The organism is Sphingobacterium litopenaei (assembly GCF_014692495.1).
Taxonomy (GTDB): domain Bacteria; phylum Bacteroidota; class Bacteroidia; order Sphingobacteriales; family Sphingobacteriaceae; genus Sphingobacterium; species Sphingobacterium litopenaei.
Genome location: NZ_JACOIJ010000001.1, coordinates 15,300 through 41,638 on the forward strand (window position 1 = coordinate 15,300; position 26,339 = coordinate 41,638).

General features: G+C 35.0%; 26 protein-coding genes and 2 pseudogenes. 16 read left to right on the forward strand and 12 right to left on the reverse strand.

All coding sequences use genetic code 11. The features are described from left to right. The first annotated feature begins 16 nt into the window (after positions 1 to 16). Positions 17 to 2,128, forward strand: coding sequence for a type IA DNA topoisomerase (locus H8B04_RS00085; protein WP_165292227.1), 2,112 nt, complete (start codon positions 17 to 19; stop codon positions 2,126 to 2,128). A gap of 86 nt (positions 2,129 to 2,214) precedes the next feature. Here H8B04_RS00085 and H8B04_RS00090 read toward each other — a convergent pair whose 3' ends face one another. From H8B04_RS00090 to dctA, 5 genes and pseudogenes are all read right to left on the reverse strand, one after another. Then, positions 2,215 to 2,820: a DoxX family protein gene (locus tag H8B04_RS00090; protein ID WP_165292228.1), complete on the reverse strand. Its 606-nt coding sequence runs from the start codon at positions 2,818 to 2,820 to the stop codon at positions 2,215 to 2,217. Between the two features lie 98 nt (positions 2,821 to 2,918). Continuing rightward, positions 2,919 to 3,434, reverse strand: coding sequence for a hypothetical protein (locus H8B04_RS00095; protein ID WP_190301072.1), 516 nt, complete (start codon positions 3,432 to 3,434; stop codon positions 2,919 to 2,921). Positions 3,435 to 3,606: 172 nt separating this feature from the next. After that, positions 3,607 to 3,984, reverse strand: a pseudogene (locus H8B04_RS00100) (lysoplasmalogenase family protein); the annotation flags it as partial. After that, positions 3,869 to 4,117 (reverse strand): annotated as a pseudogene (locus H8B04_RS17375) (hypothetical protein); the annotation flags it as partial. The pseudogenes H8B04_RS17375 and H8B04_RS00100, both read right to left, overlap by 116 nt. 104 nt (positions 4,118 to 4,221) lie before the next feature. Continuing rightward, positions 4,222 to 5,490, reverse strand: coding sequence for a C4-dicarboxylate transporter DctA (gene dctA / locus H8B04_RS00110; RefSeq protein ID WP_190301073.1), 1,269 nt, complete (start codon positions 5,488 to 5,490; stop codon positions 4,222 to 4,224). A gap of 175 nt (positions 5,491 to 5,665) precedes the next feature. Between dctA and H8B04_RS00115 the strand changes: the two genes are divergently transcribed. Further along, positions 5,666 to 6,649 carry a hypothetical protein gene (locus tag H8B04_RS00115; protein ID WP_165292232.1) on the forward strand — a complete coding sequence of 328 codons (984 nt, stop codon included), beginning with the start codon at positions 5,666 to 5,668 and terminating at the stop codon, positions 6,647 to 6,649. Here the strand turns inward: H8B04_RS00115 and H8B04_RS00120 are convergent, their stop codons facing one another. The 6 genes from H8B04_RS00120 to H8B04_RS00145 form a co-directional block, all read right to left on the reverse strand. After that, a complete protein-coding gene (locus H8B04_RS00120) occupies positions 6,650 to 6,919 on the reverse strand; it encodes a hypothetical protein (RefSeq protein ID WP_165292233.1) in 270 nt (89 codons plus the stop codon). Positions 6,920 to 6,960: 41 nt separating this feature from the next. Next, the gene (locus H8B04_RS00125) at positions 6,961 to 8,904 is read right to left on the reverse strand and encodes an ATP-binding protein (protein WP_190301074.1); all 1,944 of its coding nucleotides are present in this window, start codon (positions 8,902 to 8,904) and stop codon (positions 6,961 to 6,963) included. A 185-nt stretch (positions 8,905 to 9,089) separates the two neighbouring features. Further along, positions 9,090 to 9,863, reverse strand: a complete 774-nt coding sequence (locus H8B04_RS00130) for a succinate dehydrogenase/fumarate reductase iron-sulfur subunit (protein WP_206366760.1) — start codon at positions 9,861 to 9,863, stop codon at positions 9,090 to 9,092. Between the two features lie 79 nt (positions 9,864 to 9,942). Further along, positions 9,943 to 11,877, reverse strand: a complete 1,935-nt coding sequence (locus H8B04_RS00135) for a fumarate reductase/succinate dehydrogenase flavoprotein subunit (RefSeq protein WP_165289837.1) — start codon at positions 11,875 to 11,877, stop codon at positions 9,943 to 9,945. A gap of 21 nt (positions 11,878 to 11,898) precedes the next feature. Beyond that, positions 11,899 to 12,684 carry a succinate dehydrogenase cytochrome b subunit gene (locus H8B04_RS00140; protein ID WP_165289838.1) on the reverse strand — a complete coding sequence of 262 codons (786 nt, stop codon included), beginning with the start codon at positions 12,682 to 12,684 and terminating at the stop codon, positions 11,899 to 11,901. 186 nt (positions 12,685 to 12,870) lie between these two features. Next, positions 12,871 to 13,488 (reverse strand): porin family protein, encoded by a 618-nt coding sequence (locus H8B04_RS00145; RefSeq protein ID WP_190301075.1) that lies wholly within the window; start codon positions 13,486 to 13,488, stop codon positions 12,871 to 12,873. Between the two features lie 50 nt (positions 13,489 to 13,538). Between H8B04_RS00145 and H8B04_RS00150 the strand changes: the two genes are divergently transcribed. The 9 genes from H8B04_RS00150 to H8B04_RS00190 all read left to right on the forward strand — a co-directional run bounded on the left by H8B04_RS00150 (position 13,539) and on the right by H8B04_RS00190 (position 21,270). Further along, complete coding sequence (locus H8B04_RS00150; RefSeq protein ID WP_190301076.1) at positions 13,539 to 13,754, forward strand: hypothetical protein; 216 nt, start codon at positions 13,539 to 13,541, stop codon at positions 13,752 to 13,754. An 8-nt stretch (positions 13,755 to 13,762) separates the two neighbouring features. Then, positions 13,763 to 14,098: a tRNA-binding protein gene (locus tag H8B04_RS00155; protein WP_165289841.1), complete on the forward strand. Its 336-nt coding sequence runs from the start codon at positions 13,763 to 13,765 to the stop codon at positions 14,096 to 14,098. A gap of 1 nt (position 14,099) precedes the next feature. After that, on the forward strand, positions 14,100 to 14,570 hold the full coding sequence (locus H8B04_RS00160; RefSeq protein WP_190301077.1) for a nucleoside deaminase: 471 nt from the start codon (positions 14,100 to 14,102) through the stop codon (positions 14,568 to 14,570). A 104-nt stretch (positions 14,571 to 14,674) separates the two neighbouring features. After that, positions 14,675 to 15,283, forward strand: coding sequence for a superoxide dismutase (locus H8B04_RS00165; protein WP_165289843.1), 609 nt, complete (start codon positions 14,675 to 14,677; stop codon positions 15,281 to 15,283). Positions 15,284 to 15,463: 180 nt separating this feature from the next. Then, positions 15,464 to 16,006: a peptide-methionine (S)-S-oxide reductase MsrA gene (gene msrA, locus H8B04_RS00170; protein ID WP_223815175.1), complete on the forward strand. Its 543-nt coding sequence runs from the start codon at positions 15,464 to 15,466 to the stop codon at positions 16,004 to 16,006. A 9-nt stretch (positions 16,007 to 16,015) separates the two neighbouring features. Next, the gene (locus H8B04_RS00175) at positions 16,016 to 16,885 is read left to right on the forward strand and encodes an AraC family transcriptional regulator (RefSeq protein WP_190301079.1); all 870 of its coding nucleotides are present in this window, start codon (positions 16,016 to 16,018) and stop codon (positions 16,883 to 16,885) included. A gap of 426 nt (positions 16,886 to 17,311) precedes the next feature. Next, positions 17,312 to 18,946: an L-glutamate gamma-semialdehyde dehydrogenase gene (gene pruA, locus H8B04_RS00180; RefSeq protein WP_165289846.1), complete on the forward strand. Its 1,635-nt coding sequence runs from the start codon at positions 17,312 to 17,314 to the stop codon at positions 18,944 to 18,946. 129 nt (positions 18,947 to 19,075) lie between these two features. After that, complete coding sequence (locus H8B04_RS00185) at positions 19,076 to 20,554, forward strand: DUF5687 family protein (RefSeq protein ID WP_190301080.1); 1,479 nt, start codon at positions 19,076 to 19,078, stop codon at positions 20,552 to 20,554. A gap of 20 nt (positions 20,555 to 20,574) precedes the next feature. Continuing rightward, positions 20,575 to 21,270 carry an ABC transporter ATP-binding protein gene (locus H8B04_RS00190; RefSeq protein WP_165289848.1) on the forward strand — a complete coding sequence of 232 codons (696 nt, stop codon included), beginning with the start codon at positions 20,575 to 20,577 and terminating at the stop codon, positions 21,268 to 21,270. 55 nt (positions 21,271 to 21,325) lie between these two features. Here the strand turns inward: H8B04_RS00190 and H8B04_RS00195 are convergent, their stop codons facing one another. Beyond that, positions 21,326 to 22,492, reverse strand: coding sequence for a dicarboxylate/amino acid:cation symporter (locus tag H8B04_RS00195; RefSeq protein WP_190301081.1), 1,167 nt, complete (start codon positions 22,490 to 22,492; stop codon positions 21,326 to 21,328). 258 nt (positions 22,493 to 22,750) lie between these two features. Between H8B04_RS00195 and H8B04_RS17380 the strand changes: the two genes are divergently transcribed. The 5 genes from H8B04_RS17380 to H8B04_RS00220 all read left to right on the forward strand — a co-directional run bounded on the left by H8B04_RS17380 (position 22,751) and on the right by H8B04_RS00220 (position 26,315). Next, entirely contained in the window at positions 22,751 to 22,912 is a 162-nt protein-coding gene (locus H8B04_RS17380; protein WP_190301082.1) for a DUF4372 domain-containing protein, read from the forward strand. Between the two features lie 245 nt (positions 22,913 to 23,157). Continuing rightward, positions 23,158 to 23,517 carry a hypothetical protein gene (locus tag H8B04_RS00205; RefSeq protein ID WP_190301083.1) on the forward strand — a complete coding sequence of 120 codons (360 nt, stop codon included), beginning with the start codon at positions 23,158 to 23,160 and terminating at the stop codon, positions 23,515 to 23,517. A gap of 4 nt (positions 23,518 to 23,521) precedes the next feature. Continuing rightward, the gene (locus H8B04_RS00210; protein ID WP_190301084.1) at positions 23,522 to 24,070 is read left to right on the forward strand and encodes a hypothetical protein; all 549 of its coding nucleotides are present in this window, start codon (positions 23,522 to 23,524) and stop codon (positions 24,068 to 24,070) included. 45 nt (positions 24,071 to 24,115) lie between these two features. Continuing rightward, positions 24,116 to 24,802 (forward strand): ATP-binding protein, encoded by a 687-nt coding sequence (locus H8B04_RS00215; RefSeq protein ID WP_317170628.1) that lies wholly within the window; start codon positions 24,116 to 24,118, stop codon positions 24,800 to 24,802. 1 nt (position 24,803) lies between these two features. After that, on the forward strand, positions 24,804 to 26,315 hold the full coding sequence (locus tag H8B04_RS00220; RefSeq protein ID WP_190301086.1) for a contractile injection system tape measure protein: 1,512 nt from the start codon (positions 24,804 to 24,806) through the stop codon (positions 26,313 to 26,315). The last annotated feature ends 24 nt before the right edge of the window (positions 26,316 to 26,339 follow it).

Sequence of the window (26,339 nt, forward strand, 5' to 3'; positions counted from 1 at the left end):
CTTGTCTAAAAGATATATGAAAGTAGTAATAGCAGAAAAACCTTCCGTCGCTCGAGATTTAGCGCGTGTAATGGGGGCGAAGGATGTGAAAGATGGATATATTGAGGGAAATGGTTATGCCTTCACTTATGCTTTTGGGCATTTGGTGCAGTTGTGTACGCCTCAAGCCTATGGCTATAACACTTGGTCAGTAGCTAATTTGCCTATTATCCCACAAAAATTTGGCTTAGAGGTAAAGAAAATTCGTAAAGACGGAAAGCAAGTTGATGATACGGGCGCTTTGAAACAAGTCAATATCATCAAAGGCTTGCTGGATAAAGCTGAAGAAATCATTGTGGCAACGGATGCTGGGCGCGAGGGTGAATTAATCTTTCGCAATATCTATTATTATTTAGGATCTAAAGTCCCTTTCAAGCGTTTGTGGATTTCTTCTCAAACCGATAAAGCTATTAAAGAAGGTTTTGCTAATCTGAAAGATGGTACAGAATACGACAGCTTGTATCAATCTGCGCGTTCCCGTTCGGAATCGGACTGGTTGATTGGTATCAATGCTACCCAAGCTATTACGTTGGCTGCTGGAAATAAAGGATTATTGTCCTTAGGACGTGTACAAACGCCCACTTTGGCAATGATTTGTTCACGTTACTTAGAGAATAAGGATTTCAAACCGCAGGCTTTTTATAAGATTCAGGCAGGTTTTGAAAAAGATAATATATCGTTTAAAGCTACTTCAGATAAAATCGATAAAAAAGATGTAGCCGAAGAAACTGTTGCTAAAATAACGGTTGGTTCGGAAGCTAAAGTCGTTAAAGTGGAAGCTAAAGAAACCAAAGAACAACCTCCGTTGCTTTTTGATTTGACTTCGTTGCAACAAGATGCCAATAAAAAGTATGGTTATTCTGCAGATCAAACATTGAGTATTGCCCAAACTTTATACGAGAAAAAGGTGATTACTTACCCTCGTACAGGTTCGCGTTATATTGGTGAAGATGTTTTTGAACAAATTGAATCATTATTCCAGCATTTAGCGGACACAGCAGATGAAAGTATTGCTGCTATTTCGCGTAATTTAATTGGCGCAAAGCTTAATAAACGTTCTGTCGATGATAAAAAAGTAACGGATCACCACGCTTTATTGGTGACGGATGAGAAACCGGGTCCGATGCTCAAGGAGCAGCAAAATATCTACAATATGATTGCGAAGCGTATGGTCGAAAGTTTTTCGGAAGTCTGTTTGAAAGATATTACGACTGTGACCATTGACGCAGCAGGCGTGGAGTTGATTGCCAAAGGAACCGTGATAAAGCAATACGGTTGGCGTTTGTCTGCAGATCAAGTCGAGCTTCCTGATGAAGATAAAAACAATGATGATCAGGACAATGAAAATGCGCAGTTGCCTAAGTTGACAGCAGAAGAAATGTTGGAAATTCTTTCCCTAGAGTTATCTGAACGTTTTACGAAGGCTAGACCCATACATACTGAGGCTTCTTTATTGAAAGCAATGGAGACTTCGGGTAAGGAAATCGAAGACGAGGAGATGCGTCAGGCGATGAAAGACTGTGGATTGGGGACACCCGCGACACGTGCTGCAACGATTGAAACATTGTTTCAACGTGATTATATCAAACGTGATAAGAAGAAATTGATTCCTACGGAAAAAGGATTAGCAGTTTATAATTTGGTCAAAGACCGCTCGATTGCTAAAGTGACATTGACTGGTAAGTGGGAACAGAAATTGGAGGAAATGCGTGCTAATAAAGTGTCATATGATGTCTTTATGAAGCATATCAAGGATTATACGGTAAAAATCACCAAAGAACTTTTACAACTTCGTATGTCGATTCCGCAAGAGGAGATAAAACCCCAACAAAAAGGTAAAATCAAATGTCCAAAATGCCAGCCGGGAAATATTCATTTGTACGATAAAGTCGCGCAATGCGATCATTATGCGCGAGGTTGTGATTTTAAAATCTGGCGTACGTTAAATGGTGTTTTCCTTGAAGAGAAAGAAATGAAAAATCTCTTAGAAAAAGGCAAAACTTCAGAACTAAAAGGTGTAAAAACCAAAGAAGGTCAAACAGTGAATGCGCCTTTGGTTTTTCAGGATTTTAAAGTTAGTGTAGGATAAAGAAGGATTTATGCGTCATTTCGAACGAAACGTAGCGAAGTGAGAAATCTAATGGTAAGATATTTCTCCATTTGAGATGATGTAAACTATTTGAATGATTGTTGGATGTTTTCTATAATCTTATCGGTATGGAATACCAAACCATATATAAACATGAAGATTTCTGGAAGATAAGTTAATAGTGGGACAATTATAATTAAATAAGCATACTTCCATTTTAATTTAATTGGATTTTCAAAATTGCGAATTCCTCGTATCTTATTCCATACATTTAAAAATGTATATCTAAAATACCATATAATAAAAGCTATATAAAGCAAATAAGTTGACAGTCTAAATAAGAAACTCACTTTTAAACTATAGGGCATAATCGTAAGATCTATTATTAGAATATTTAGTATTATAGGTGTCAAAATGAGTAAACCTAAAACAAATGTTCTGTTAAAAAGTAATAGACATGCAGCAACAATTTGACTTATTCCTATAAAGGCTTTGAAAGGTTGATGGTCGAAAAGATACCAGCCAATTTTGAATAAGCTTAACTCTTTAATAGGCGTATTAAGTTCCTCTGGTGTAAGATTTCCGAATTGTCCACCTGTTAGCTTTCCAACTCCATAGAACATAAATACAATAAAGAATAAAATCCGAATACCTAAAATAATAAATTCCTTAAGTTCTTTTTTAGTTACCATGGCTAGCTTTGTTTTATCTAAGATGCTTTCGGTAACCATTTTCCATAGATTTTTTTATATTTTAAAAACCTTAAGGTTAGCTATTTTATTAATGAAATTTATTCAATCTTAACTGTTTTAAAGAATTCTTCAAACTTTGGTTGATTTGTTGTGAATGTTCCTGGAGTAGCGGTGAAATTGATTATATAACCAATACCATTTCTATGAATGAAATATTGCTTTGTAACATAAGATTTCATTTTTATAATACTACTTGTATAGTATGCTAAAATCTCACTAGAATCTGCTTTTTGACGGTGAATTTTTTGTGCAAATCCACTTACTCTTTTATAATCTTTTTCCGCTAAGTCTTCTGCATCTTTGATGTTAGGTGATTTTATACAGGTAATAGATACGGAGTTTTCTATTTCCTCCTTTTCCATTTCGGAATATAATTTTGGCATACCCCAAGCTATAATCATATAATTACTCGTAGGTGCTGGAGTTTCCTTGTAAACTGACCATTCCTTAGGAATAACAGCTTCAAATCCGAAATCTTTATTTAAGTATTGTTCTTGACCATTAGTTGTTGATAAAAAGACTAATAGGGTAAGTAAAAGAAGAGTTTTTTTCATTTTGAAGGATTATAATAGGTTATTTATCCAATTAAATATACAATAATTAATTTAATTATATAGATTAATCAATTACCCCAAAATGTCCAAGTGTATTATTAAAATACGAAAGGTTTATTGTGTTGTGCTATAGTTTTAGTATGTGTATACTAATAGCTTTGCATAAGTATTTTTATTCGATCTCTTTTTTTATCATCTCCTTTACCAAGAAATATTGTGCTAGGACATAAGTCATCATCACAACTAAGCTACCCCATAAGGATTCTTGATAGAATATATTTATTGCCAAAATCGAGTCCGATAGAACAAATAATCCAGCGCCAATAATTAACCATTTCTTATTGGTGCCAAGAGCTACATATAGCATTGTGCCAATGGTCATTGCATATAAGAATACTGGTGTTTTCATTGCTCCTAAATGCGGATATAAGAAACTACATAAGCCAATTATAAAAAGCAATATTGCAGGAAGGTACAATAAGTTTTGTCTTTTGAATAGCTTTTTGAAGGTTAAAATATAGAGAATATGTGCGATTAGAAAACTTGCTAGACCTGCAAATAAATCCTCCCGAAAACATTAAAAATAAGTCACCGAAGAAACTTAGTACTAAGCCTGATATAAATAACCACTTCTTCTTCTTAACACTACAAGCATAGTAACTAATGAGAATCGGAATCAATAAAGGCTTTGTAAAAGAACCGTAAGTATGTACTTAATTCAAAACCTATGATTACTTGGTCAAGAATTAAAACAATTATTAATAAGAGCAGATGTACTCGCTTCATTTTATTCCGATGTCAATTCTTCTTTATTCAACACCTTATTCAACTGTTCCATATCCAGTTCATTTTCCCATTTCGCCATTACAAGACCTGCGGTAGCATTTCCAATAATATTAGTTAATGCACGTGCTTCACTCATAAAACGGTCTATTCCGAATACAATAGCAATCGATTCTACTGGAATATGCCCAACAACAGGCAGAGTAGCAGCTAGGATAATAAATCCTGAGCCTGTAACACCTGCAGCACCATTAGACGTGAAAGTTAGGACGAATAATAAGAAAAGTTGTTCACTTAATCCCATGGGTTGGTTGATAGCTTGAGCCAAGAACACGGAAGCCATAGTCAGATAAATAGCAGTCCCGTCAAGATTGAATGAATACCCAGTTGGTATAACCAAGCGAACTACGGATTTATTACATCCTGCGCGTTCTAGTTTCTCGATTATTGCGGGTAACACAGATTCTGAAGATGAAGTGCCCAATACAATTAGAAGTTCTTCTTTAATGTATTCTAAGAATTTCCATAGATTGATTTTATTGCGATATAGGATTAATCCTATAAAAACGAATATATAAATTAAACAAGCTACATAAAACCAAAGCATCATCATGCCTAGAGATTTTAGGATATCTAATCCATATCGACCAACAGTAAATCCTATGGCCCCCATAGCCCCTAAAGGTGCTACTTTCATAATCATTTTGATGACTAAGAAAATACCATCAAGAAAAGATTGGAAAACAACTTTTACAGGCTCTGCTTTTTCACCCATTTTAGCAAAAGCAAAACCTAATAATATTGCAAAGAATAATACTTGAAGAATGTTTCCCTCTGCTAAGGAGCCAATAATGTTATTAGGAATGATGTTGAGTAAGAATTGAACTATACCTTTTTGCTCTTTGCCTCCTTCAATGTAATTTCCTACTTGAGAAGTATCGAGATGCGCTACATTGATATTCATTCCAGCACCAGGTTGAGCTAGATTGACAACGAGTAGTGCTATAAACATAGCTGTAAAAGTGGTAATTTGAAAATAGATCATCGACCGAATACCTATTTTTCCCACCTTTTTTACGTCCTGCATTCCTGCAATACCCAATACTATACTACAAAAGATTAATGGAGCAATAATCATTTTGATAAGCTTGATAAAACCATCACCAAAAGGTTTCAGTGCAACGCCTAAATCGGGATAAAAATGACCTAAAGCAATACCAATTAGGATGGCAATGATTACTTGGAAATATAAGGTTTTAAAAAGCTTCTTCATGTGATGGTTTTAGGTGTATGCATTATTTATGAGCCTAAAATAACTTTAATTTTTGCAACTTGAAAGCGCTAAAGATGTCTTGCTCTTTAAAAGTATTATTTTTTTCGTCACTTCATCGTAATAAGGAAAAGTAAGGATTCAATAACGTAAGAATTGTATTACCTTTGCTCTCGATATGACAACAAAACTCTACAATCCATTTTTAGATTTCAAATTTGATAATACGACGTGTTTTTTGACAGGAGAGAAGTTGACTTCGGCAGATGAGAAGATTCAGGTGTTTCCAGTTTGGATGATGCATGCTTTTTTTTTGGAGGAGAAACCATTTAAAATGTTGGATGAAAGTTTTGTGACGTACAAGCAGTTGCAACTACCTTGTTCCGCGAATGCAGCCTTGGCTTTTGAACAAGTTGAATCACAAGTCGAGCGTGCGATGCAAAATGGATACGCTGCGGTGAAGGAACTTTCGCAAGAAACTCTTTTTCAATGGGTAGCCAAAATATTGTATGGTGTTGTGTTTAATGAGATTCAAGCTGGTATTCGTCAAGCGGTGATGTCTGGTGAAGAGATGAATTTCTCACAAGCTTTGGTACATAAATTCCGTAATCTGCATGCTATGTTGCAGTCTATTGTTGTTCCGATGGAATTTGAGCATAAAAATCCTTTTACGGTTCAGATTTTTGAGGTAGATAATGCGGATAATACATTTTTGTATCGTGATGAAATCAATACGTTGATTTTCTCCTTGCGTATGAAGAATTTTGCGATTATTGCGACACTGCAAGATAATGGTACGCATGCGATTTATCATGACGAAGTGTTAGCAAAAGTTGAAGGTAAGAAATTGCATCCAGTGCAATTTGAGGAAATTTGTGCAAGATATTTCTATTCGGCTTATTTATTCAATCGCTTGCCAGAGTATACTTACATGGAAACTCCGCAAAAAGTCTTTGTAGAACCAATGCCGTTGAATGATTGGACACTCAAACCAATCTTTGATAACTGGGTAGTGAAAACTTACGGACAGGTATTGGAGAATTTCTGGAAACCGTGGGGGTTCTTATTGTTCGAAATCATTCAAAATCCTGAAAAGCCAATGTCTTTTATTGAAGACGAAAACGGCAATTTTAGAACGGATATTGACTTAACAAAAGGATAATTACTTATTCTTTATCTTTTTGTACTTCCGTGAAGTTGTAAAGGCTTGTTTTTTATTTGTTTCTGCAACTTGCTGCTTTTTAGCTTGATTGTTATAATAAGCAATCAATGCTGAGGGCCCTATTACAGGAATAGTTAAAGCAATAAAGGTTAAGATAAGCTGGCCACCAGTCGCATTCTTCAATTTGAATAACCGAAACAACATGATGCCAGTAAGCGCCATGTGTATCAGCAATACAATATTTACTAAAAGTCCCTTATTTATATCCATAGGGACAAAGATAAGGATATCTAACTTATTCGAATCATTAATTAATTCAATCGATACGCTGTTTTATTTCCAGTTTTATTTTCGTTCACGCTGTTTTGTACCTTGCTTTTCTTAATATAAATGTGAAAAGTCGTGCCTTGACCGATTTCTGATTCTACTTCTAACGACCAGCCTAAGCTCTCTACAAAATCATAACAAAGCAACAGTCCAATTCCAGCTCCTTGTTCATTTAATGTGCCTTTCGTACTTTTTCTGGATTCGTCATGAAGAAACATCTTTTGTAAATGGTCGTCCGAAATTCCAACTCCATTATCTTTTATGTAGAAATCCCAAACAATATGTTTATCATGAGCACCAATTTCAATTTCTTGGTAAAACTCACTGTATTTAATGGCGTTGTGGAGTATATTTCGAATCACAAATTCACAGCGCATTTCATCTCCTGTAATAATAAATTCTTTTGGCAGATTATTTCTTACATGTAATTGTTTTACTCTTATACTGGAGGATAATGTGATTATACATTTTTCTGTTATCAAATTTAAGTCAAAATCTTCCCATTTGACCGAATTGGATTTCATCTGTGCTTTAGACCAAAATAGGAGATCATTGAGCAAATTAGATGTGATATCCAATTCTTGTTTGACATTACTCATCAAATAAGCATAATTTTCTAGTGAGAGCTGCTGCTCTGTTGACATCTGTACGATTAAGCTAAGGGAATTGATGGGCGATTTAAGGTCATGCGAAATGATCGAAAACAATTTTGCCTTAAAAGCTTCTGATTGTTTTAACATGTTGTTTTGTTCGTACAATTGAGCAGCTTGTTGCTTGATAGATTGTTCGGATTTTGAAATCGCTTTATTTTTCTTGATTAGATTCAAAATAAGTAAGAGTAAAGCTAAAGCGAAAACTGAAGATATTATGCTAATTAACTTGTTTTTTTCCGCTTTATCTTGTGCTATTTTATTTTTTAATGAAAGATTGACATTTTCTAATTCTTTCTTCTCTGTCTCGTATTTGATATTGAGCTCTTCTCGTATTTTTTGACGAGAAAGAAGTAGGCTGTTATAGTTAGTTTCTTGGACAGAATCGATTTCCTGCGTATTAGATCTCAAATTTCGGATTTTGTCCCGTAAAATAACCATCTCCTCATCATACATATTCAAAATGTGAAAGGCTTTATTATTTGCAATGTAGCTATACAAATCATCTAAGGTTTTTTCTGCTAATTTCGCATCCTTTTGAGCAAACGCAATTTTACTTATATACATTTTACTACTTCCAACAGCTTCATCATTCTTATAATGAAGAGCTAACTCATTAGCTTTCTCGGCAAAATGCAAGGCTTTTGTGTAATCTTTGGCTTCAAAATAAACCCCTGCCAAAATGCAGTAAGTTTTTTCTAAAGTGCGATCTGTGCTAAGTTTTTCTTTGTATAAAATTGCTTCTTTTAAATGTTTTATAGCGGCATTCTTATCTTTATCCTTGCCTGTTTCGAGATATTTATCTTTATAATAATTTCCTAGATTATTGTTTAAACTGGATAATAACTTGATATTATTATATTTTAAAGCATAGTCGCGGCTTTTGTGGTAAAATTTGATGGCTTGCTCTTTATCTTGGCCTCGATAATATACATTACCTATATTCAGCAAGGTTTCGGCAATTCCTAAAGTGTCTTTTTTTTCTTCCCTTATCTTGAGTATTTCATAATGACGGCCAATGCTTTCTTCATGTCTATCAAGTATGAATAGGCAAACTGCTTCCAAATTCATACAGCGGGTCATTAGATGAGTGTGTTCTGTTTTGGAAAAATATTTTGTTCCCAATTTCGCCCATTGTAATGCATTTTTAGTGTCATTAGCATAATTATTACGTGCAAGATCATAATATATCTGACCATTTATGGAATCAGGATTAGTCGGGTGTACACGTTTTAATAAACTATCGACATTAATCGATTGCCCATGAAGTAATGGCATGCATAATACAAGGCTAATTAAAACTACGAATAGTTTTGTTATTTGGTTTGGTAGCATGATAGGTTATAATGTAGTAATCAAATATAAATAATTATATCTAAAAATTCATTTTCACCCAATCCATTGTTATTCAATAAAAAAGGCTTGTCTATTTAGACAAGCCTTTTTTATCGTAAAGAATAATCTTAAGCGTGAACGTCTTCTTGACGGAAAATTTTAGCTGTTAAGTATTCTCTGTTTAATCTTGCGATATTAGTCAATTTGATACCTACTGGACATTCAGCTTCACAAGCACCTGTATTAGTACAGTTACCAAAACCTTCTGCATCCATTTGATCAACCATCGCTTGAGCACGCTCATAACGTTCAGTTTGACCTTGAGGTAATAATGCAAATTGAGACACTTTAGCTGATACGAACAACATAGCTGAAGCGTTTTTACAAGCTGCCACGCAAGCACCACAACCGATACAAGTAGCAGATTCGAAAGCCTCGTCAGCGATACGTTTTGGAATAGGAATAGCGTTAGCATCAGGTACACCTCCAGTGTTTACGTTTACGTAACCACCAGCTTGTTGGATACGATCGAACGCTGTACGGTCTACTGCTAAGTCTTTCAACACAGGGAAAGCTGCGGCTCTCCAAGGTTCGATTACGATAGTTTGACCATCGTGGAATGAACGCATGTGCAATTGACAAGTTGTAGTGCCTTGATTAGGACCGTGCGGACGGCCATTGATTACCAATGAACACATACCACAGATACCTTCACGACAGTCGTGATCGAAATATATAGGGTCTTCACCCTTACGAGTCAAATCGTCATTTACGATATCAAGCATTTCTAAGAATGACATATCATCCGCGATATTGTTTGCTTGAATAGTCACGAATTGACCTGTTGATTTATCATTTTTTTGACGCCAAACTTTTAGCGTTAAATTCATGTGATTACTCATATCTATATATGATTTGAGATTTGAGAGCTTAGATGTGAGACAGAAGAAAATCTAATATCTCACATCTGATATCTCAGACCTATTTATAACTTCTTTGTGTTAACTTAACGTTTTCGAATACTAACTCTTCTTTGTGAAGAACTTCTGGTTGACCTTCTCCTTTGTATTCCCAAGCAGCTACGTAAGTGAAGTTTTCGTCATCACGTTTAGCTTCACCTTCTTCAGTTTGAGATTCAAGACGGAAGTGACCACCACAAGACTCAGCACGGTTCAAAGCATCGTCTACCATCAATTCACCTAATTCGATGAAGTCAGCTACACGACCAGCTTTTTCCAAAGACATATTCATTTCTTCGTTCTCACCTAATACGTTAGCATTAGTCCAGAATTCTTTTTTCAAGTCTTGAATTAAACCTTTAGCTTTTGTTAAGCCTTCAGCAGTACGCGCCATACCACAGTATTCCCACATGATGTGACCTAATTCTTTGTGGATATCATCCACAGTCTTAGTACCACGAAGTGATAATAATTTGTTGATGTTTTCTTCTACCTCTTTACGAGTTTGCTCGAAAGCAGGGTGATTTTTATCAACAGGAGCGAAACTTCCTAAGTTAGCTAAGTAGTCACCTACAGTGTAAGGGATTACGAAGTAACCATCTGATAAACCTTGCATCAACGCAGAAGCACCTAAACGGTTAGCACCGTGGTCAGAGAAGTTAGCCTCTCCTAAACAGTATAAACCTGGTACTGTAGTCATCAAGTTATAGTCAACCCATACACCACCCATTGTATAGTGAACAGCAGGGTAGATACGCATTGGTTGTTTGTATGGATTTTCGTCTGTGATTTTAGCATACATGTCAAATAAGTTACCATATTTAGCACGTACAGTATCTTCACCCATACGGTTGATAGCATCAGCGAAATCCAAGAATACAGCGAATCCAGTTTTACCAACACCACGACCATCATCTACCATTTCTTTCGCGTTACGAGAAGCTACGTCACGAGGTACTAAGTTACCGAATGAAGGGTATTTACGCTCTAAGAAGTAATCTCTGTCCTCTTCTTTGATGTCAGCAGGTTTTAATTCACCTTTACGTAATTTAGCTGCTAATTCTTTTGTTTTAGGAACCCATACACGACCATCGTTACGTAATGACTCAGACATCAACGTTAATTTTGATTGGTGATCACCAGTAACTGGGATACATGTAGGGTGGATCTGTGTGTAACAAGGGTTTGCGAAGAATGCACCACGTTTGTGAGCTCTCCAAGAAGCTGTTACGTTACATCCCATTGCATTTGTAGATAAGAAGAATACGTTACCGTATCCACCAGTACACAATAATACAGCGTGACCTTCGTGTGCTTCGATTTTACCCGTTACTAAATCACGAGTGATGATACCTTTAGCTTGACCATCGATTTTTACTAAATCCAACATCTCGTGACGAGTGTAAGATTTAACTTTTCCTTTGTGGATTTGACGGTTCAAAGCGGAGTAAGCACCTAATAATAATTGTTGTCCAGTTTGACCACGTGCGTAGAACGTACGGGAAACCTGAGCACCACCGAATGAACGGTTATCTAATAAACCTCCGTATTCACGAGCGAAAGGAACACCTTGTGCCACACATTGGTCGATGATATTTACTGAGTTTTCAGCAAGACGGTATACGTTAGCCTCACGAGCACGGTAGTCACCCCCTTTGATCGTATCGTAGAATAAACGGAAAACAGAGTCGCCGTCATTTTGATAGTTTTTAGCAGCGTTGATACCACCTTGAGCAGCGATAGAGTGCGCACGACGTGGTGAATCTTGGTAACAGAAAGTTTTTACGTTGTAACCAAGCTCTGCTAATGAAGCAGCTGCAGAAGCACCTGCTAATCCTGTACCTACTACGATAATAGTAAACTTACGTTTGTTGGCAGGATTCACCAACTTCATGTTGAATTTATGTTTTGACCATTTCTCGGCTAATGGGCCTGCTGGTACTTTAGAATCTAACATATCTTTATTTTTAAATAGAGATTACAAACCTTTGAAAAAGAAATACAATGGCATTGCAGCGAATGCAATAGGGATAATCACACCGAATACCCAAATACCTACTGACTTAACGAATCCAATATATCTTCTGTGGTTGAAACCTATAGTTTGGAATGCAGATTGGAAACCATGAATTAAGTGGAATGCCAACGCAGCCATAGCTACTACGTATAATAATACGATGAAAGGATTTTGGAATGTATAAGCTACTTGCTTGTACAAATCTTTTGTTTGAACAGTTTCTACACCATTGTTTTCGAAGATTTTAACACCATCGTAAGTTGCAGGTAATTCGTCTGAAGAAATTGTTTGACGATTTCCTGTTGCTACTTCTGTGTTGTACTCGATGTAAGGTGTAGTACCGAATTTGTATTGGTACCAGAAGTTTTGCATATGTGTAGCTAAGAATACTAAAATAATAGTACCTAAGATACCCATATTGCGTGAGTTCCACTTACTGTTTTCATTACCTGCAGATTGGTTGTAACCAATAGGTCTTGCTGCCTTATTCTTTGTTGTCAAGATTAATGCGTAGACAGCGTGAATGATAATAGAAGCATAAAGTAAGTATGAAACTACTTTAATAGGAGCGAAGTGCGTCATGAAATACGCATAATTGTTGAATGCATAGCCTTCGTCATTCTTAAATAACTGTAAGTTACCAATCAAGTGGATTACCAGGAACGAACATAAAAATAGTCCTGTTAAGCTCATGATTAATTTCTTACCTAGAGAAGAACTAAATAGCGGCTTTGATTTACTACTCATTATCCTTTAATGTTTAAATTTTTCTTGCAAAAGTACCTAATCATTTATTAAAATGACTTTAAACACATAAAAAAGATATAATTTAGAATTGTTCTAAGTAATCTCTTTTGTAGATTAACACGTACCTTCATTTACCAAAAAAGGTTCACTTTATTCGGTGAACCTTTTAATTAAATAATATAGATTTTAAAACAAACTATAACCAACACTGATAGTCCATAGATTTAAGGTTTGCTTACCGGCAGTTTCGTTTCTGCTGATATTACCTAAACCGTATTCATAACGTAAATCCACGATCAATTTACTGAAGTCAATTCCTGTCCCTACTACTAATGAAGAAAATTTATCTTTGTAATTTTTCAATCCTTCATTTATAGTACCTGTTACGTTGTCTTTATACGAGTTATTTTCATCTACTACAAAAGAGAATAATGGGCCTGCTTGTAATTTCAATTTAATAGGGCCTACTGGAAATTTAGTTCCTAATAAAATAGGCACGTCGATATTCGTGAATTTCAAGTCGCCTTTTACAAAGTCGCTTCCTGCATTATCTGCATCAGGATGAATAGTAGCACTTTTGCTCGTAAAATATGCCTCTGGCTGAATATGGAATTGATTTCCACCAATTCTTCCCCAAATACCTGCTAAAAAGCCTACACTATTGTTATTATCAAAGATGCTTTTATCTGTTTTCAAAGTCGCGACATTAAAGCCTGCCTTTACCCCAAGCTTTAGATCTTGTGCATTTGCAGAAAATGTGCATGCACTAGCGACGAATAATCCTAATAATATTGCTTTTTTCATATTATAAATGTTATTTTAGTCAGTAAAATTATAAATTCATTCATTAAATTATGTCAGGCCTTAAAATTACTAATTCCGATTGGGAAATTCTTAAAATAAAGCTTCAACGCAAATATAATCATTTGTCTGCTGATGATCTTTCGTATAATGAAGGGGAAGAACCCCAACTTATTAATAGATTATCAAAACGTTTGAAACGTACCCAAGAGTATATTATCTTCACACTCTCAAAACAATTAGCAGATCTTTCAAGTAATAGATTGTAACAAGTAAAATGGAAATTAGTTGGGCGGATTTTGAAAAAGTTGATTTAAGAGTAGGAACGATACTAGAAGTGAATGATTTTCCAGAGGCTCGCAAGCCTGCTTATCAACTGCAAATAGATTTTGGTGAAGAGATCGGGATTCGTAAATCCAGTGCACAGATCACTAAACATTATACCAAGGAAGAATTGGTCGGAAGACAGATTGTAGCTGTAGTAAACTTTCCAAGAAAACAAATCGGAAAATTTATGTCCGAGTGTTTAGTTACAGGTTTTGCTGACGAAAATGGCGATATTGTTTTGACTAGTGTAGAACGAGAATTGCCGAATGGGGCAAAATTAATGTAGCATGAGAATATATAATTTTGAAGAGGAAGCAGAAAGTGTTAATGTAGATGAAATCTATATGAAGGAAGCTTTTAAGCTTGCCCAAAAAGCTTATGAAGAAGATGAAGTGCCAATAGGCGCGGTAATAGTATCTCAGGGTAAGATAATAGGAAAGGGATACAACCTCACAGAACGTCTCAATGATGTGACTGCACATGCTGAAATGCAAGCTTTCACAGCAGCAGCAAATTTTTTAGGAGGTAAATATCTAAAGGATTGCACCTTGTATGTAACCGTAGAACCCTGTGTAATGTGTGCCGGAGCTTCATATTGGACACAAATATCTCGTATTGTTTACGGAGCAAAAGATGAGAAACGTGGATATGCTTCTGTAAATCCGAAAATAATGCACCCCAAAACACTAATTACATCAGGTATCATGGAGGCCGAGTGTAGTGAGCTGATGAAAAGATTTTTCAAAAGCAAACGATAAACTTTTCCACAAAATGGCATTAAAATGAAACATTACGACTGACGAATTGTTATATTCGTATTGTATTTTAATATTAAAATTCGATAATTAAAAAATAAGTAACTATGGCATTTGAATTAGAAGCGTTACCATACGCAAATGACGCATTAGAACCACATATTGATAGAGAAACGATGGAAATCCATCATGATCGTCACCACCAAGCTTATGTTGACAACTTAAACAAAGCTATCGCTGGTACAGACGCTGAAAATGCTTCTTTAGAAGATATTTTGGCTAACATTAGCAAATACCCAGCTGCTGTTCGTAACAACGGTGGTGGTCACTATAATCACAAATTATTCTGGTCTATTTTAGGACCAAACGCAGGGGGTGAGCCTACTGGTGAATTAGCGGATGCTATAAATGAAGCTTTCGGTTCATTCGCTGAATTGAAAACTCAATTGCAAAATGCAGGGGCTACTCGTTTTGGTTCTGGTTGGTCTTGGTTAATCGTTACTACTGAAGGTAAATTAGCTGTAACTTCTACACCTAACCAAGATAACCCATTAATGGATGTAGCAGAAGTAAAAGGTACTCCAATCTTAGGTATTGATGTGTGGGAGCACGCTTATTACCTAAAATATCAAAACAAACGTCCAGCCTATTTAGATGCAATCTTCAATGTAATCAATTGGGATGCAGTAGCAGCAAACTACATAGCAGCTAAATAATTTGGATCTTATACAAGATTTGAAAAGGCGACATCGATGTATGTCGCCTTTATTATTTAATTTCGTGGGGATATGAAAATTTTTAGAATAATCATATTAAGCATTTCAATATTCGGTATGTTATCTTGTCAAAGCAAGGCCAAACTGAATAAGGAATACGTAAAAATAGAAGGAAGTAAAATGGAAAATAGAGAAGTTGCAATTTTAGCAGGAGGCTGTTTTTGGTGCATTGAGGCGCCGTTGTTGTTATTAGATGGTGTAGATACCGTAGTTTCGGGTTACATTGGTGGTGATGTGGAAAATCCTACATACGCTCAGGTTTGTACAGGAATGACAGGCCATGCGGAAGCCGTAAAAATAACTTATGACACGACTAAAATTTCATTTGATGAATTATTAGAAGTGTTTTTTACAATGCATGATCCTACGCAATTGAATCGTCAGGGTAATGATATTGGAACACAATACCGATCAGCGATTTTCCCAATTAACCAAGAGCAGCAAGAAAAATCCCGTTATTATATCAATGAATTGAATAAATCGGGGGCTTACGATTCTCCATTGGTTACTACAATAGAAAAAGCAGATAAATTCTATCAAGCGGAAGATTATCATCAAAATTACTACAATAACAATCCAAATGAGATGTACTGTCAGTTGGTAGCACGTCCAAAAGTCGAAAAAGTAAAGAAAGTTTTCGCGAATAAACTAAAGAACAAGTAGATTCGACGCATGAAACCGATTCAATTTACTGTTTCTGTTTACGGTGAAGGTGTTTTTGCTGTATTGGAAGACAAAAAAGAGAATTTTTACAACTATTATCATCGCCATGATGAAGCGCAGGTGACGTATATCCTACGAGGAAAAGGAACGATAATGGTTGGTAATGTCATGCAGTCTTTCCAATCTGGAGATATTTTCGTTCTGAAGCCGAATGAACCGCATATGTTTGATCGGGAAGTAGAAACAGAAGAAGAGAAAGGGGATATTCACGCCATACATATTTTTGTCAATCTCGAGCGGATGAAAAAATTGTATCACATCCCCGAATTTGAATCGGTTCGTGATTATTTGCAGGAATTGCATACCTCCAAAATGTTGGATCGTGCTATTTCCGAATCGATGATGCATTTTTTTACCAACCTTATGGTAAAGACGGGAATGCCTCGCTTCACTGAATTTTTACAATTGCTTCATGCTTTGACCCAGCATCGAAATGATGCCATATCATTGTATTCGGGAGTGCGTGATATGAGTTATTCGGATAAAGATGGCGTGCGCATAAGTCAGGTTTATAAATATACCTTTGATAAATACCAGGAGGATATTTCGGTGGATCAAGTAGCTTCTTTGGTGCATATGACACCTACTTCGTTTTGTAAGTTTTTCAAAAAGCATACAATGAAAACGTACATCACGTTCTTAAATGAGGTGCGCATTGAGAAAGCTTGTCAAATTTTACTCAATAACAAATCAGAAAATATAGCTGAAGCTGCTTTTCAAGTTGGCTTTAATAATATTGTTCACTTCAATCGTGTCTTCAAAGCGATTACCAAAATGTCACCAAAAAAATATATTCAAGCGCATAGCTTAGAGATATAAAAATTCTTTAAGCTATTATTTTAGTAAGTCATAGAATGCAGTAAGAATTCTAAACCTCGATTGAATCGGTTATATAGTTAGAGATTCCTCCTATTGTCGGAATGACGAGGTTTATTAATGTCATTTCGAACGGAACGGAGTGTAGTGAGAAATGTGAAATTTGGAGATTTAAACTTCAGTACTTCTATTTAGTACTTCATAGACTTCTCCTTATGTCGAAGTGACGCTAAAAAAGGTATCTGGACACCACTTTTTACTTTTTAATTTTGACTTCTTAATTTTACCTCGTAAACCTAAATTAGCTTGAATTTCAATAAAATTCAATTACTTATCTATTGATTTGATAGAATATGTTTATTCATGGATAAATAGAGTAAAGCCATGCGCATACTTTCTATGTAAATTTACATTCAAATAAATACGATTATGTTAAAAGGATTTTTCAACGTTCCGGCTCCTGTTAATGAGCCAGTATATACATACGCTCCAGGTACCAAAGAGCGTGCATTATTGAAAGCTGCAATTGCGGAAGCAAGAGCGCAAGAAATTGATGTTCCGATGTACATCGGAGGTGCAGAAGTGCGCACAGAAAATAAAGCTAAACTTACGCCTCCACACGATCACCAACATGTATTAGGATATTATTCTCAAGGTACAAAACAACATGTTACGGACGCTATCAACGCAGCATTAACAGCTAAAAACGATTGGGAAAACTTAGCATGGGAGCAACGTGCGGCTGTTTTCTTGAAAGCAGCGGAGTTGATTTCTACGAAATACCGTTACAAATTAAATGCTGCTACGATGTTAGGCCAATCTAAAAACCCTTATCAAGCAGAGATTGATTCAGCATGCGAAATCGTAGATTTCTTACGTTTCAATGTTAAATACATGTCTGAAATCTACCAACAACAACCTCCAGCAAATAGCAAAGGTGTATGGAACCGTGTAGAGCAACGTCCTTTAGAAGGTTTTATTTTTGCACTGACGCCATTCAACTTTACGGCAATTGCAGGTAACTTGCCTACTTGTGTGGCAATGATGGGTAACGTAGTGGTGTGGAAACCTTCAAATACACAAATTTATTCAGCTAATGTATTGATGCAAATCTTCAAAGAAGCTGGTCTTCCTGACGGTGTTATCAACTTAGTATATGTGTCGGGTCCAGATGCCGGTGATGTAATTTTCAAACACCCTGATTTCGCTGGTATCCACTTTACAGGTTCTACTGGTGTATTCCAAGATATTTGGAAAACTATCGGTGAGAATATCCACCGTTATAAAACTTACCCTCGTATCGTAGGTGAAACTGGTGGTAAAGACTTTATCGTAGCCCATTCTTCGGCTGATATCAAAGTGTTGAATACAGCTTTAGTTCGTGGAGCTTTCGAATTTCAGGGACAAAAATGTTCTGCTGCTTCACGAGCTTATATCCCTCAATCTTTATGGGGTGAGTTGAAAGGATTGATGGAAGCGGATATCAAATCATTCAAAATTGGCGGTACGGAAGATTTTTCTAACTTCATCAATGCCGTAATCGATGAGAAAGCTTTTGATAAAATCACAAAATATATAGACAGAGCAAAAGAATCAGCGGATGCAGAAGTGGTCATTGGTGGTGAATATGACAAATCAAAAGGTTATTTCATTCATCCAACAGTAATTTTAGCGAAAACTCCGGATTACGAAACATTATCAGAAGAATTGTTCGGTCCAGTATTGACTATCTATGTTTACGAGGATGCTAAATTCGAAGAAACGTTGAAATTAGTTGATTCTACTTCAATTTACGCATTGACAGGTTCGATTATCGCACAAGATAGATATGCAATTGAGAAAGCAACTTACGAATTGCGTAATGCTGCAGGTAACTTCTACATCAACGATAAATGTACAGGAGCTGTAGTAGGTCAACAACCATTTGGTGGTGCTAGAGGTTCAGGTACTAATGATAAAGCAGGTTCGATGATCAATTTATTACGTTGGGTTTCTCCACGTACGATTAAAGAAACATTTACTCCAGATACGGATTATAGATATCCATTTTTATCTGAAGAATAATATAGATGTTTGATTAGGTTGCGAAGCTCCGAGATTTTCTCGGAGCTTTTTTAGTTTATGGGATCTTAGCGAGGATTTATTAATCCAAAACATTATATTAGTACTGTATCGAAACCTAAAATTGATTCTATGTATTTAAAATTAATTGCATTAGAGTGGAAATCCCTGTTTAGATCTGCCAATGTGGGGAAAAGTTTAGCTGTAAAATTTTTCATAGGCTTTATTGCTGTATATTTTTTGGTTTCTTTTATTGGTCTTGGGATTGGATTGTACCCTATTTCACAGAAATATTTTCCCAACGAAGAACCTATAGTTATTATCAATAAAATTTTGCTCCTTTGGTTTTTGGGTGAATTTATTCTTCGATTTTTACTTCAAAATTTACCAGTAGTCCAAACAAAGCCATTGCTTACACAAAGAATTAGTAGAGGTAAGATAGCCCATGTACTACTTTGGAAATCACTATTGTCATTTTATAATGTGTTGACACTAGCTGTAGCTATTCCATTCTTCATAGTGAATTTGTATAAAAATGATTATCCTTTATTCTCTTTACTAGGTTGGTTAATCGCTCTTTTCGGATTTGTGCTAACATTGAATTTTCTTAATTTTTGGGTACAGCGAAGATTTTCTTCAGATCTCAAAGCATTAGTACCTTTTATTCTGATATGTCTAGGATTGATAGCTGTTGAATATTATAATATATATTCTGTAACTCAGCTTTTTGGAAAATATTTTAATCTTGTATTATCATATCCTGTTTTTGGAATTTTGCCATTTTGTTTATTAGCTCTATGTTATATACTGACCTATAAGGATGTAAAAGCTAATTTGTATTTAGATTCTTTAGTGAATAAAGAGCAAAAGGTCAGTGAGATAGCCGATTTAAGCTGGACTAGTAAATTCGGAAAATTAGCACCTTTTATACAATTAGATTTAAAATTACTCTGGCGTAACAAACGAGCTAAAACCGCTGTTTATACCAGTTTTGGTTTTCTTTTGTATGGCTTGTTGTTTTATACTAATCCAATGTATGCCGATTCAAGCATGCTAATTTTTGTGGGAATATTTATGACGGGGATATTTATGATAAGCTTTGGACAATTTATTCCAGCGTGGGATAGTTCATATTTTCCATTACTACAAACCAGACCGATTACAATCAAGACGTACTTGGAAGCTAAGGCGATGCTAATGTATGTTTCTATATTGATATTAACCATATTGAGCTCGTTCTATGCTTACTTTGGTTGGGATAAATTATATATGAATGTGGCTTGTGCTATTTACAATGGAGGAATAAATATTCCAATCATTTTACTTTTTGGAGCATACAATAGAAAACATATTGATTTGTCGAATGGTAATATGTTTAATTACCAAGGGATTGGATTAGCACAGTGGCTTGTGAGTCTACCGTTATTGATTATTCCAATAGTAATTTGGTTTACAGTAAAATTTTTAGGCGGGCAGAATGTTGCTAATATGGTTCTTATTGGACTTGGAGTTATAGGATTTCTGTTAAGACAGATTATCTTAAATGTGTTAGTGCAATTGTATTCAGCGAATCGTTTTAAAATGTTAGAAGGTTTTAAACAAAAAGGTTAATCCATCAAAAATCAAAGAGGATGATAAACATAACAAATCTATCAAAGGAATATAATGGTGTCAAAGTTCTTGGCATTGAAAATATAGAAATCAAAAGAGGCGAAAGTGTTGGACTAGTGGGAAATAACGGAGCCGGCAAAACAACTTTGTTTAGTCTATTGTTAGATTTAATTCTGCCAAGCACGGGACAAATACAAATAAATGAAGTCAATGTACACGAAAATGACCGTTGGAAAAATTTCACAGGTGCATTTTTGGATGAATCTTTTTTGATCGGATATCTCACTCCAGAAGAATATTTTTATTTCATTGGTGATTTGCAAGGAATGGTCAAAGATGAAGTGGATGCTTTTGTCGCTAATTATGAGGAATTCTTTAATGGAGAAGTACTTAATAAGAAGAAATATATCCGTGATCTATCCAAAGGTAATCAGAAGAAAGTGGGGATTATTGGTGCTTTAATTGGTAATCCTGATCTAATTATTTTGGATGAACCTTTCGCGAATCTTGACCCAAGTTCACAGTTTCGTTTGAAAAAATTGATTCGAGAATTAATTGAACAAAGAGAAGTTACGATTATAATTTCCAGTCATGATCTTTCGCATACCGTAGAGATTTCGGATCGAATAATAGCCTTAGAAAAAGGGAATGTTATTAAAGATATTCAAACTTCTGCTGAAACGTTAGAAGAATTGAATGCGTTGTTTTCAGTTTAACATATAAGGCTTCGATCATCGAAGCCTTATATGTTATTTAGTAATATATAAATGTTTAACTTCCTTTCTTCCCGAAAAGTTTATCAACAACAGTAGCAATAGCTCCGTCTCCCGTTACGTTACAAGCTGTTCCAAAGCTATCCATTGCAATGTATAGCGAAATCATCAAAGCTTGATTTTCAGCATTAAATCCTAACATTGATGTTATAATTCCTAATGCCGCCATAATTGCGCCACCAGGTACACCAGGAGCAGCAATCATCGTCACACCAAGCATACAAATAAAACCAGCCATCTGTCCAAATTCAATAGGCATACCTTGCATCAGCATCAGAGCAATCACACAGGCAACAATCTTCAATGTACTACCCGCCAAATGTATAGTAGCACATAGCGGAATTACAAAAGAAGCTACACTATCGGATATGCCAGTTTTTTTGGCTTGTGCCAAGGTTACAGGAATTGTCGCAGCGGAAGATTGCGTACCTAATGCTGTAAAATAAGCAGGTAGCATAGTAGCCAATAGCTTAAATGGATTCTTTTTAGTAACAGCTCCTGCTATGATATATTGAATGAGTAACAATATGATATGAAGAGCGAAAATCACCCCAATTATTTTCACAAATACATTTAATATCATAATTACTTTCCCAGAATAAGTCATGTCAAGGAATATTCCGAAGATAAACAAAGGCAGTAAAGGAATAATTACCTTCTCAATGATAAAGGAAATGATATTTTCGAAATCGTATGACACCTCGGCTAATTTGGAGTTTTGTAATCGCGATAATCCGATGCCTATTAGAAAAGCGAAAACTAATGCGCCCATGACATCAAAGAAAGGAGGTATTTCTAAAGTAAAATATGGAGTCAAACTTTTGCTTCCTTCTTCGATAGTCGAAACGGTTTGATTTTCTACTAATGATGGGAAAATAGATATGCTTGCAAAATAGGTCGAAAATCCTGAAAAAAGAGTGGATCCATAAGCTATTGCTACTGTGGTCAAAAGCATTTTTCCTGCAGTATTACCCAATTTTGCAATAGCTGGAATGATTAGACCTACAATGATTAATGGAATTAAAAATTTAAGAAGTTGGTCAAATAGTCCATTGAATGTTGCGAATATATTTCCAATTGCTTCAGGTATTACGCTGCCTAAGAGGATTCCTAAGGCGATGGCTATGACAACACGAAAAAGTAGATTATCAAATATTTTTTTCATAGCCTAAAGTACAAAAATATTATAAGTATAAGAGGGTGAGTATAAGTATTTAAATACGTAAAATGTTTACGAGGCATGTTTTGGTGATCAATAAAATATTGTATTAAAAAAGGTGTTTTTCCTGTTTTTTAAATTATTTTCTCTTTTAGTGATATTTATATATAAATTTACAGTAGTGTCCAAAATAAGGGAAAAAATGGCGGTGTATTTATATAGCAGGGATTGCTATATTTAATTCGCTAAAATTCCATCACCGCCATGGTAAATATAAACGTATTTTCTCAGATATTAGGACTAGTAGATCGCAATATTTTTAACAAATTAGTTCAACAATATCAGTCCGATAATCACTTTGCCCGGACGAGATGCAGCAGCTCAAAATGTAGCAGATGGAATTTATATTACTTTATTGACCATTAATGAAAATCCTTAAGTAAAAGTTCCTTTTGTATATGCCCCTAATGCCGAAAATAAAATTACCAAACAGGATCCACCCATTATTTTGGAATTAGGGATTATGATATCCGCTTATTACAAGGACTATATAGAAAGTCTGAAAGCAATATCAAAGGTCATTCAAAAATTGGCGGATAAAAGAAAGTTCGTGACTCAAGATTTTTCATTTAATCTAGAAATGTTCAATCTAAGTATGGATCAATCGAATAATGTTAAATCATAATTTAGGAGGAAGTGGGCGAGACTTTCGTAATCTTACACCAATTAATCGTTCTGCGAATGCGAGCATGAGTGCAAGAATAGAAGAAAAAGCTAAAGCAGATCTAGATGATGGATTTATTATTAAAGAATATAAAGTTACTGCGAGTTATGGGCAAGGAAAAGTAGATAAATCAAACTTTTCTAATATTAAATCAAGAACAATAGAAACCGAAGAAAAGACACCAAATATCATTAAATATAAATATGAAGCTATCAAAAAAGCAGAGAATTCATCAGTGGTTAAAAGGTTTGAAGGCGAAATCAAAAACGAACTTAAAATAAATGAAGGTAATTATTTAGAATCATAATTTTATGTCATTAGATGTTTTTAGGAATTATCTATTATCCAAATTTACAAGCAAGGAGGTTACTAAATATAATTTCGCTAATTCATTTTCTTTAGAACTTCATCATGAGACCACACATGAAGAAGCCGTAGTTCTCTTATTAGCTCTGGCTCCACATATTTTGCCTAATTTTTTGGATAGTTTGATTAAGGAGATTTATCCTGATGGAGGTGAATTGCCTGAAATAGGCGGTGTACGTCTGAATAATCATCGTGGATTACTGCCTACTGGTGAGACTGTACAATGGATATTGGCAGGAGAGGAGGTCAGTGAAAGATTGGAAATTATAGAGCTCTTGAAAAAAGATCATTGGTTTTATATGGAGGATATATTATACTTAGAGCAGGTACAAGAAGGAGAACCTTTTATGAGTGGAAGGATTATTCTTTCGCAAAAAGGAATATCCTTATTGATTTATGGCTCAGATACTGTAGAGGCGAATTATAATTTTCCTGCACAACTATTAATGACGGAATTGGAATGGGAAGATTTAGTACTACCAGACCTTACTTAAAAGCAAATTGATGAAATCATTAGTTGGGAAAAAAATAAAGAACGGATTCTCAAGGACTGGAAACAAAATAAGTTTTTCAAAAAAGGTTATCGAACATTATTCTATGGTCCATCTGGGACAGGGAAGACTATGACCGCTTCCTTAATCGGGAAGGAATTATCAAAAATACTTAATGCTGATATACCTGTATATCGCGTAGATCTGTCTCAAATTGTCTCCAAATACGTTGGAGAAACCGAAAAAAACTTGGCAAAGCTTTTCGCAAAAGCAGAGCAAAAAAAATGGATTTTGTTCTTTGATGAAGGCGAAAATTTTTTCAGTAATCGTACTAATATTAAAGATTCTAATGATAAATATGCCAATCAAGAAGTATCTTATCTTTTGCAACGAATAGAAGATTATGATGGATTGGTTATTGTCGCTACCAATCTAAAGAGTAATATTGATGATGCTTTTGCAAGGCGTTTTCAGTCCATGATAGAATTCAAATTACCCAATGAGCAGGAGCGAGAGGCTCTTTGGAGTAATATTTTGCCTGATGAAAGGATAATTTTGAGGGAAACTCAGCTTATACCAAATCTGTTGAAATATAATCTAAGTGGTGGAAATATCGTGAATGTTGTTCAATACGCGTGTTTGAAAGCTGCAAAGGAGAATCAACCGATTATTACTTTGGAGAATTGTTTAACCGGCATTCGAAGAGAATTGGCTAAAATGGGCAAAACATTATAGTATGTCTCAAAATCATTTTATACATACAATTCATTTTGATTTAAAGATTCTATTGGAGAATACTTCATTGGAAAGCGCAAATGCATTGGTAGATGAGTATAAGCAGGCTGCCTTAGAAACACTTACAGCTTTTTTCGAATCACTAGAGATAGATTCTCCCATTTTAATTGAACATTTACATATCCAGCTTGAACAAGTTCATTCTCTAGAACAGTGGAAAGAAAAATTGGAACAGCAACTTCGAAGTAATTTTGAGAAATATTTGTTAGCTGATGCCTCAAAAAATAAAAATTATCAGGAAACTATTCATATAGAGTCTTATGATGTGAAAAGCAATCCAACTTTAGATGATATTTTGTTCTTTTTAACAAAGGGATATTTTAGCTGGCAATATCATAAGCTTTTGTTTAAAGAGAATGCGGTTGAAAGGGAACGACTTCAAAAATTATTGGAAGAATATTTTCATCAAATAGCCCTTGATGATTTTCTAAAACTGATTCTCTCTAATCCTCAAATTCTTGATAGATTATTTTATTATTTCCCCCGATTAAATGATGTTGTCTTTACTTTACTAATTCCAAAATGGTATAGACCGGATGCTACGTTGTTCTCATTTGTCAAAGAACGGTTGCATGGCCTTGTAGATTCTGGAATTATTAGAGACAATACCCGTACCACTAGTTCATTATGTACGCTTTTATATATAGTCCATCATCAGAAAGTGCATCCTTATCTTTTGATTGTATTACTATATGTGCTGGATGAAGTAATGGGAAATAATCGTCATTCTTATTCCAATTTCATATCTCAATTGGAGTTAGCTTTTACTTCCTTATCTTCTGAGAGAATTCAGCGCATTATTAAGAAGTTGTATCATGAACATTCAATTACACTTTCCGAAGAAGATGTAAAGTATTATCTAAATATATATAGAATAGAGGCAAAATCTTCCACAGCAAATAATCTTCTTCTAGAAACTCAATCCATTAAATCAATCGATAATAATCACGAAAAGTCTGAACAACATTTCAAAAATTGTGGTTTAATTTTTCTTCATTCTTATGGGAATGAATTATTTAATAGATGCGATTTGTTAGATGTTAAAGCTTTTAAAGATGTAGAATCGCAAATCAAGGCGATCTACTTACTACATTATTTAGCTACTTTCCAAACCGAAGCTGAGGAAGATGAATTCCAATTTTTGAAAATACTAGTTGGTTTAAAGGAAGAGTTATTTATTCCGCCAATTTTTAAGTTAAATGAAAATGAAAAAAAGCTTTGTAAATTTCTCTTAGATAATTTAATCAAAGAATGGGCCATTCTGAAAAGTACTTCGATAGAGACAGTTCAGCACAACTTCTTACAACGTAACGGAGTGATAAAGATTGAGGATAGAACAATCGATATTTATTTGGAAAAATCTGCTTTTGATGTATTGTTGGATCATTTGCCGTATAACTACAGTTTGATCAAATTGAAATGGTTGGATAAGTTGTTGTGTGTAGTTTTATAAAATAGTAGTAAAAGTAAAATGGCT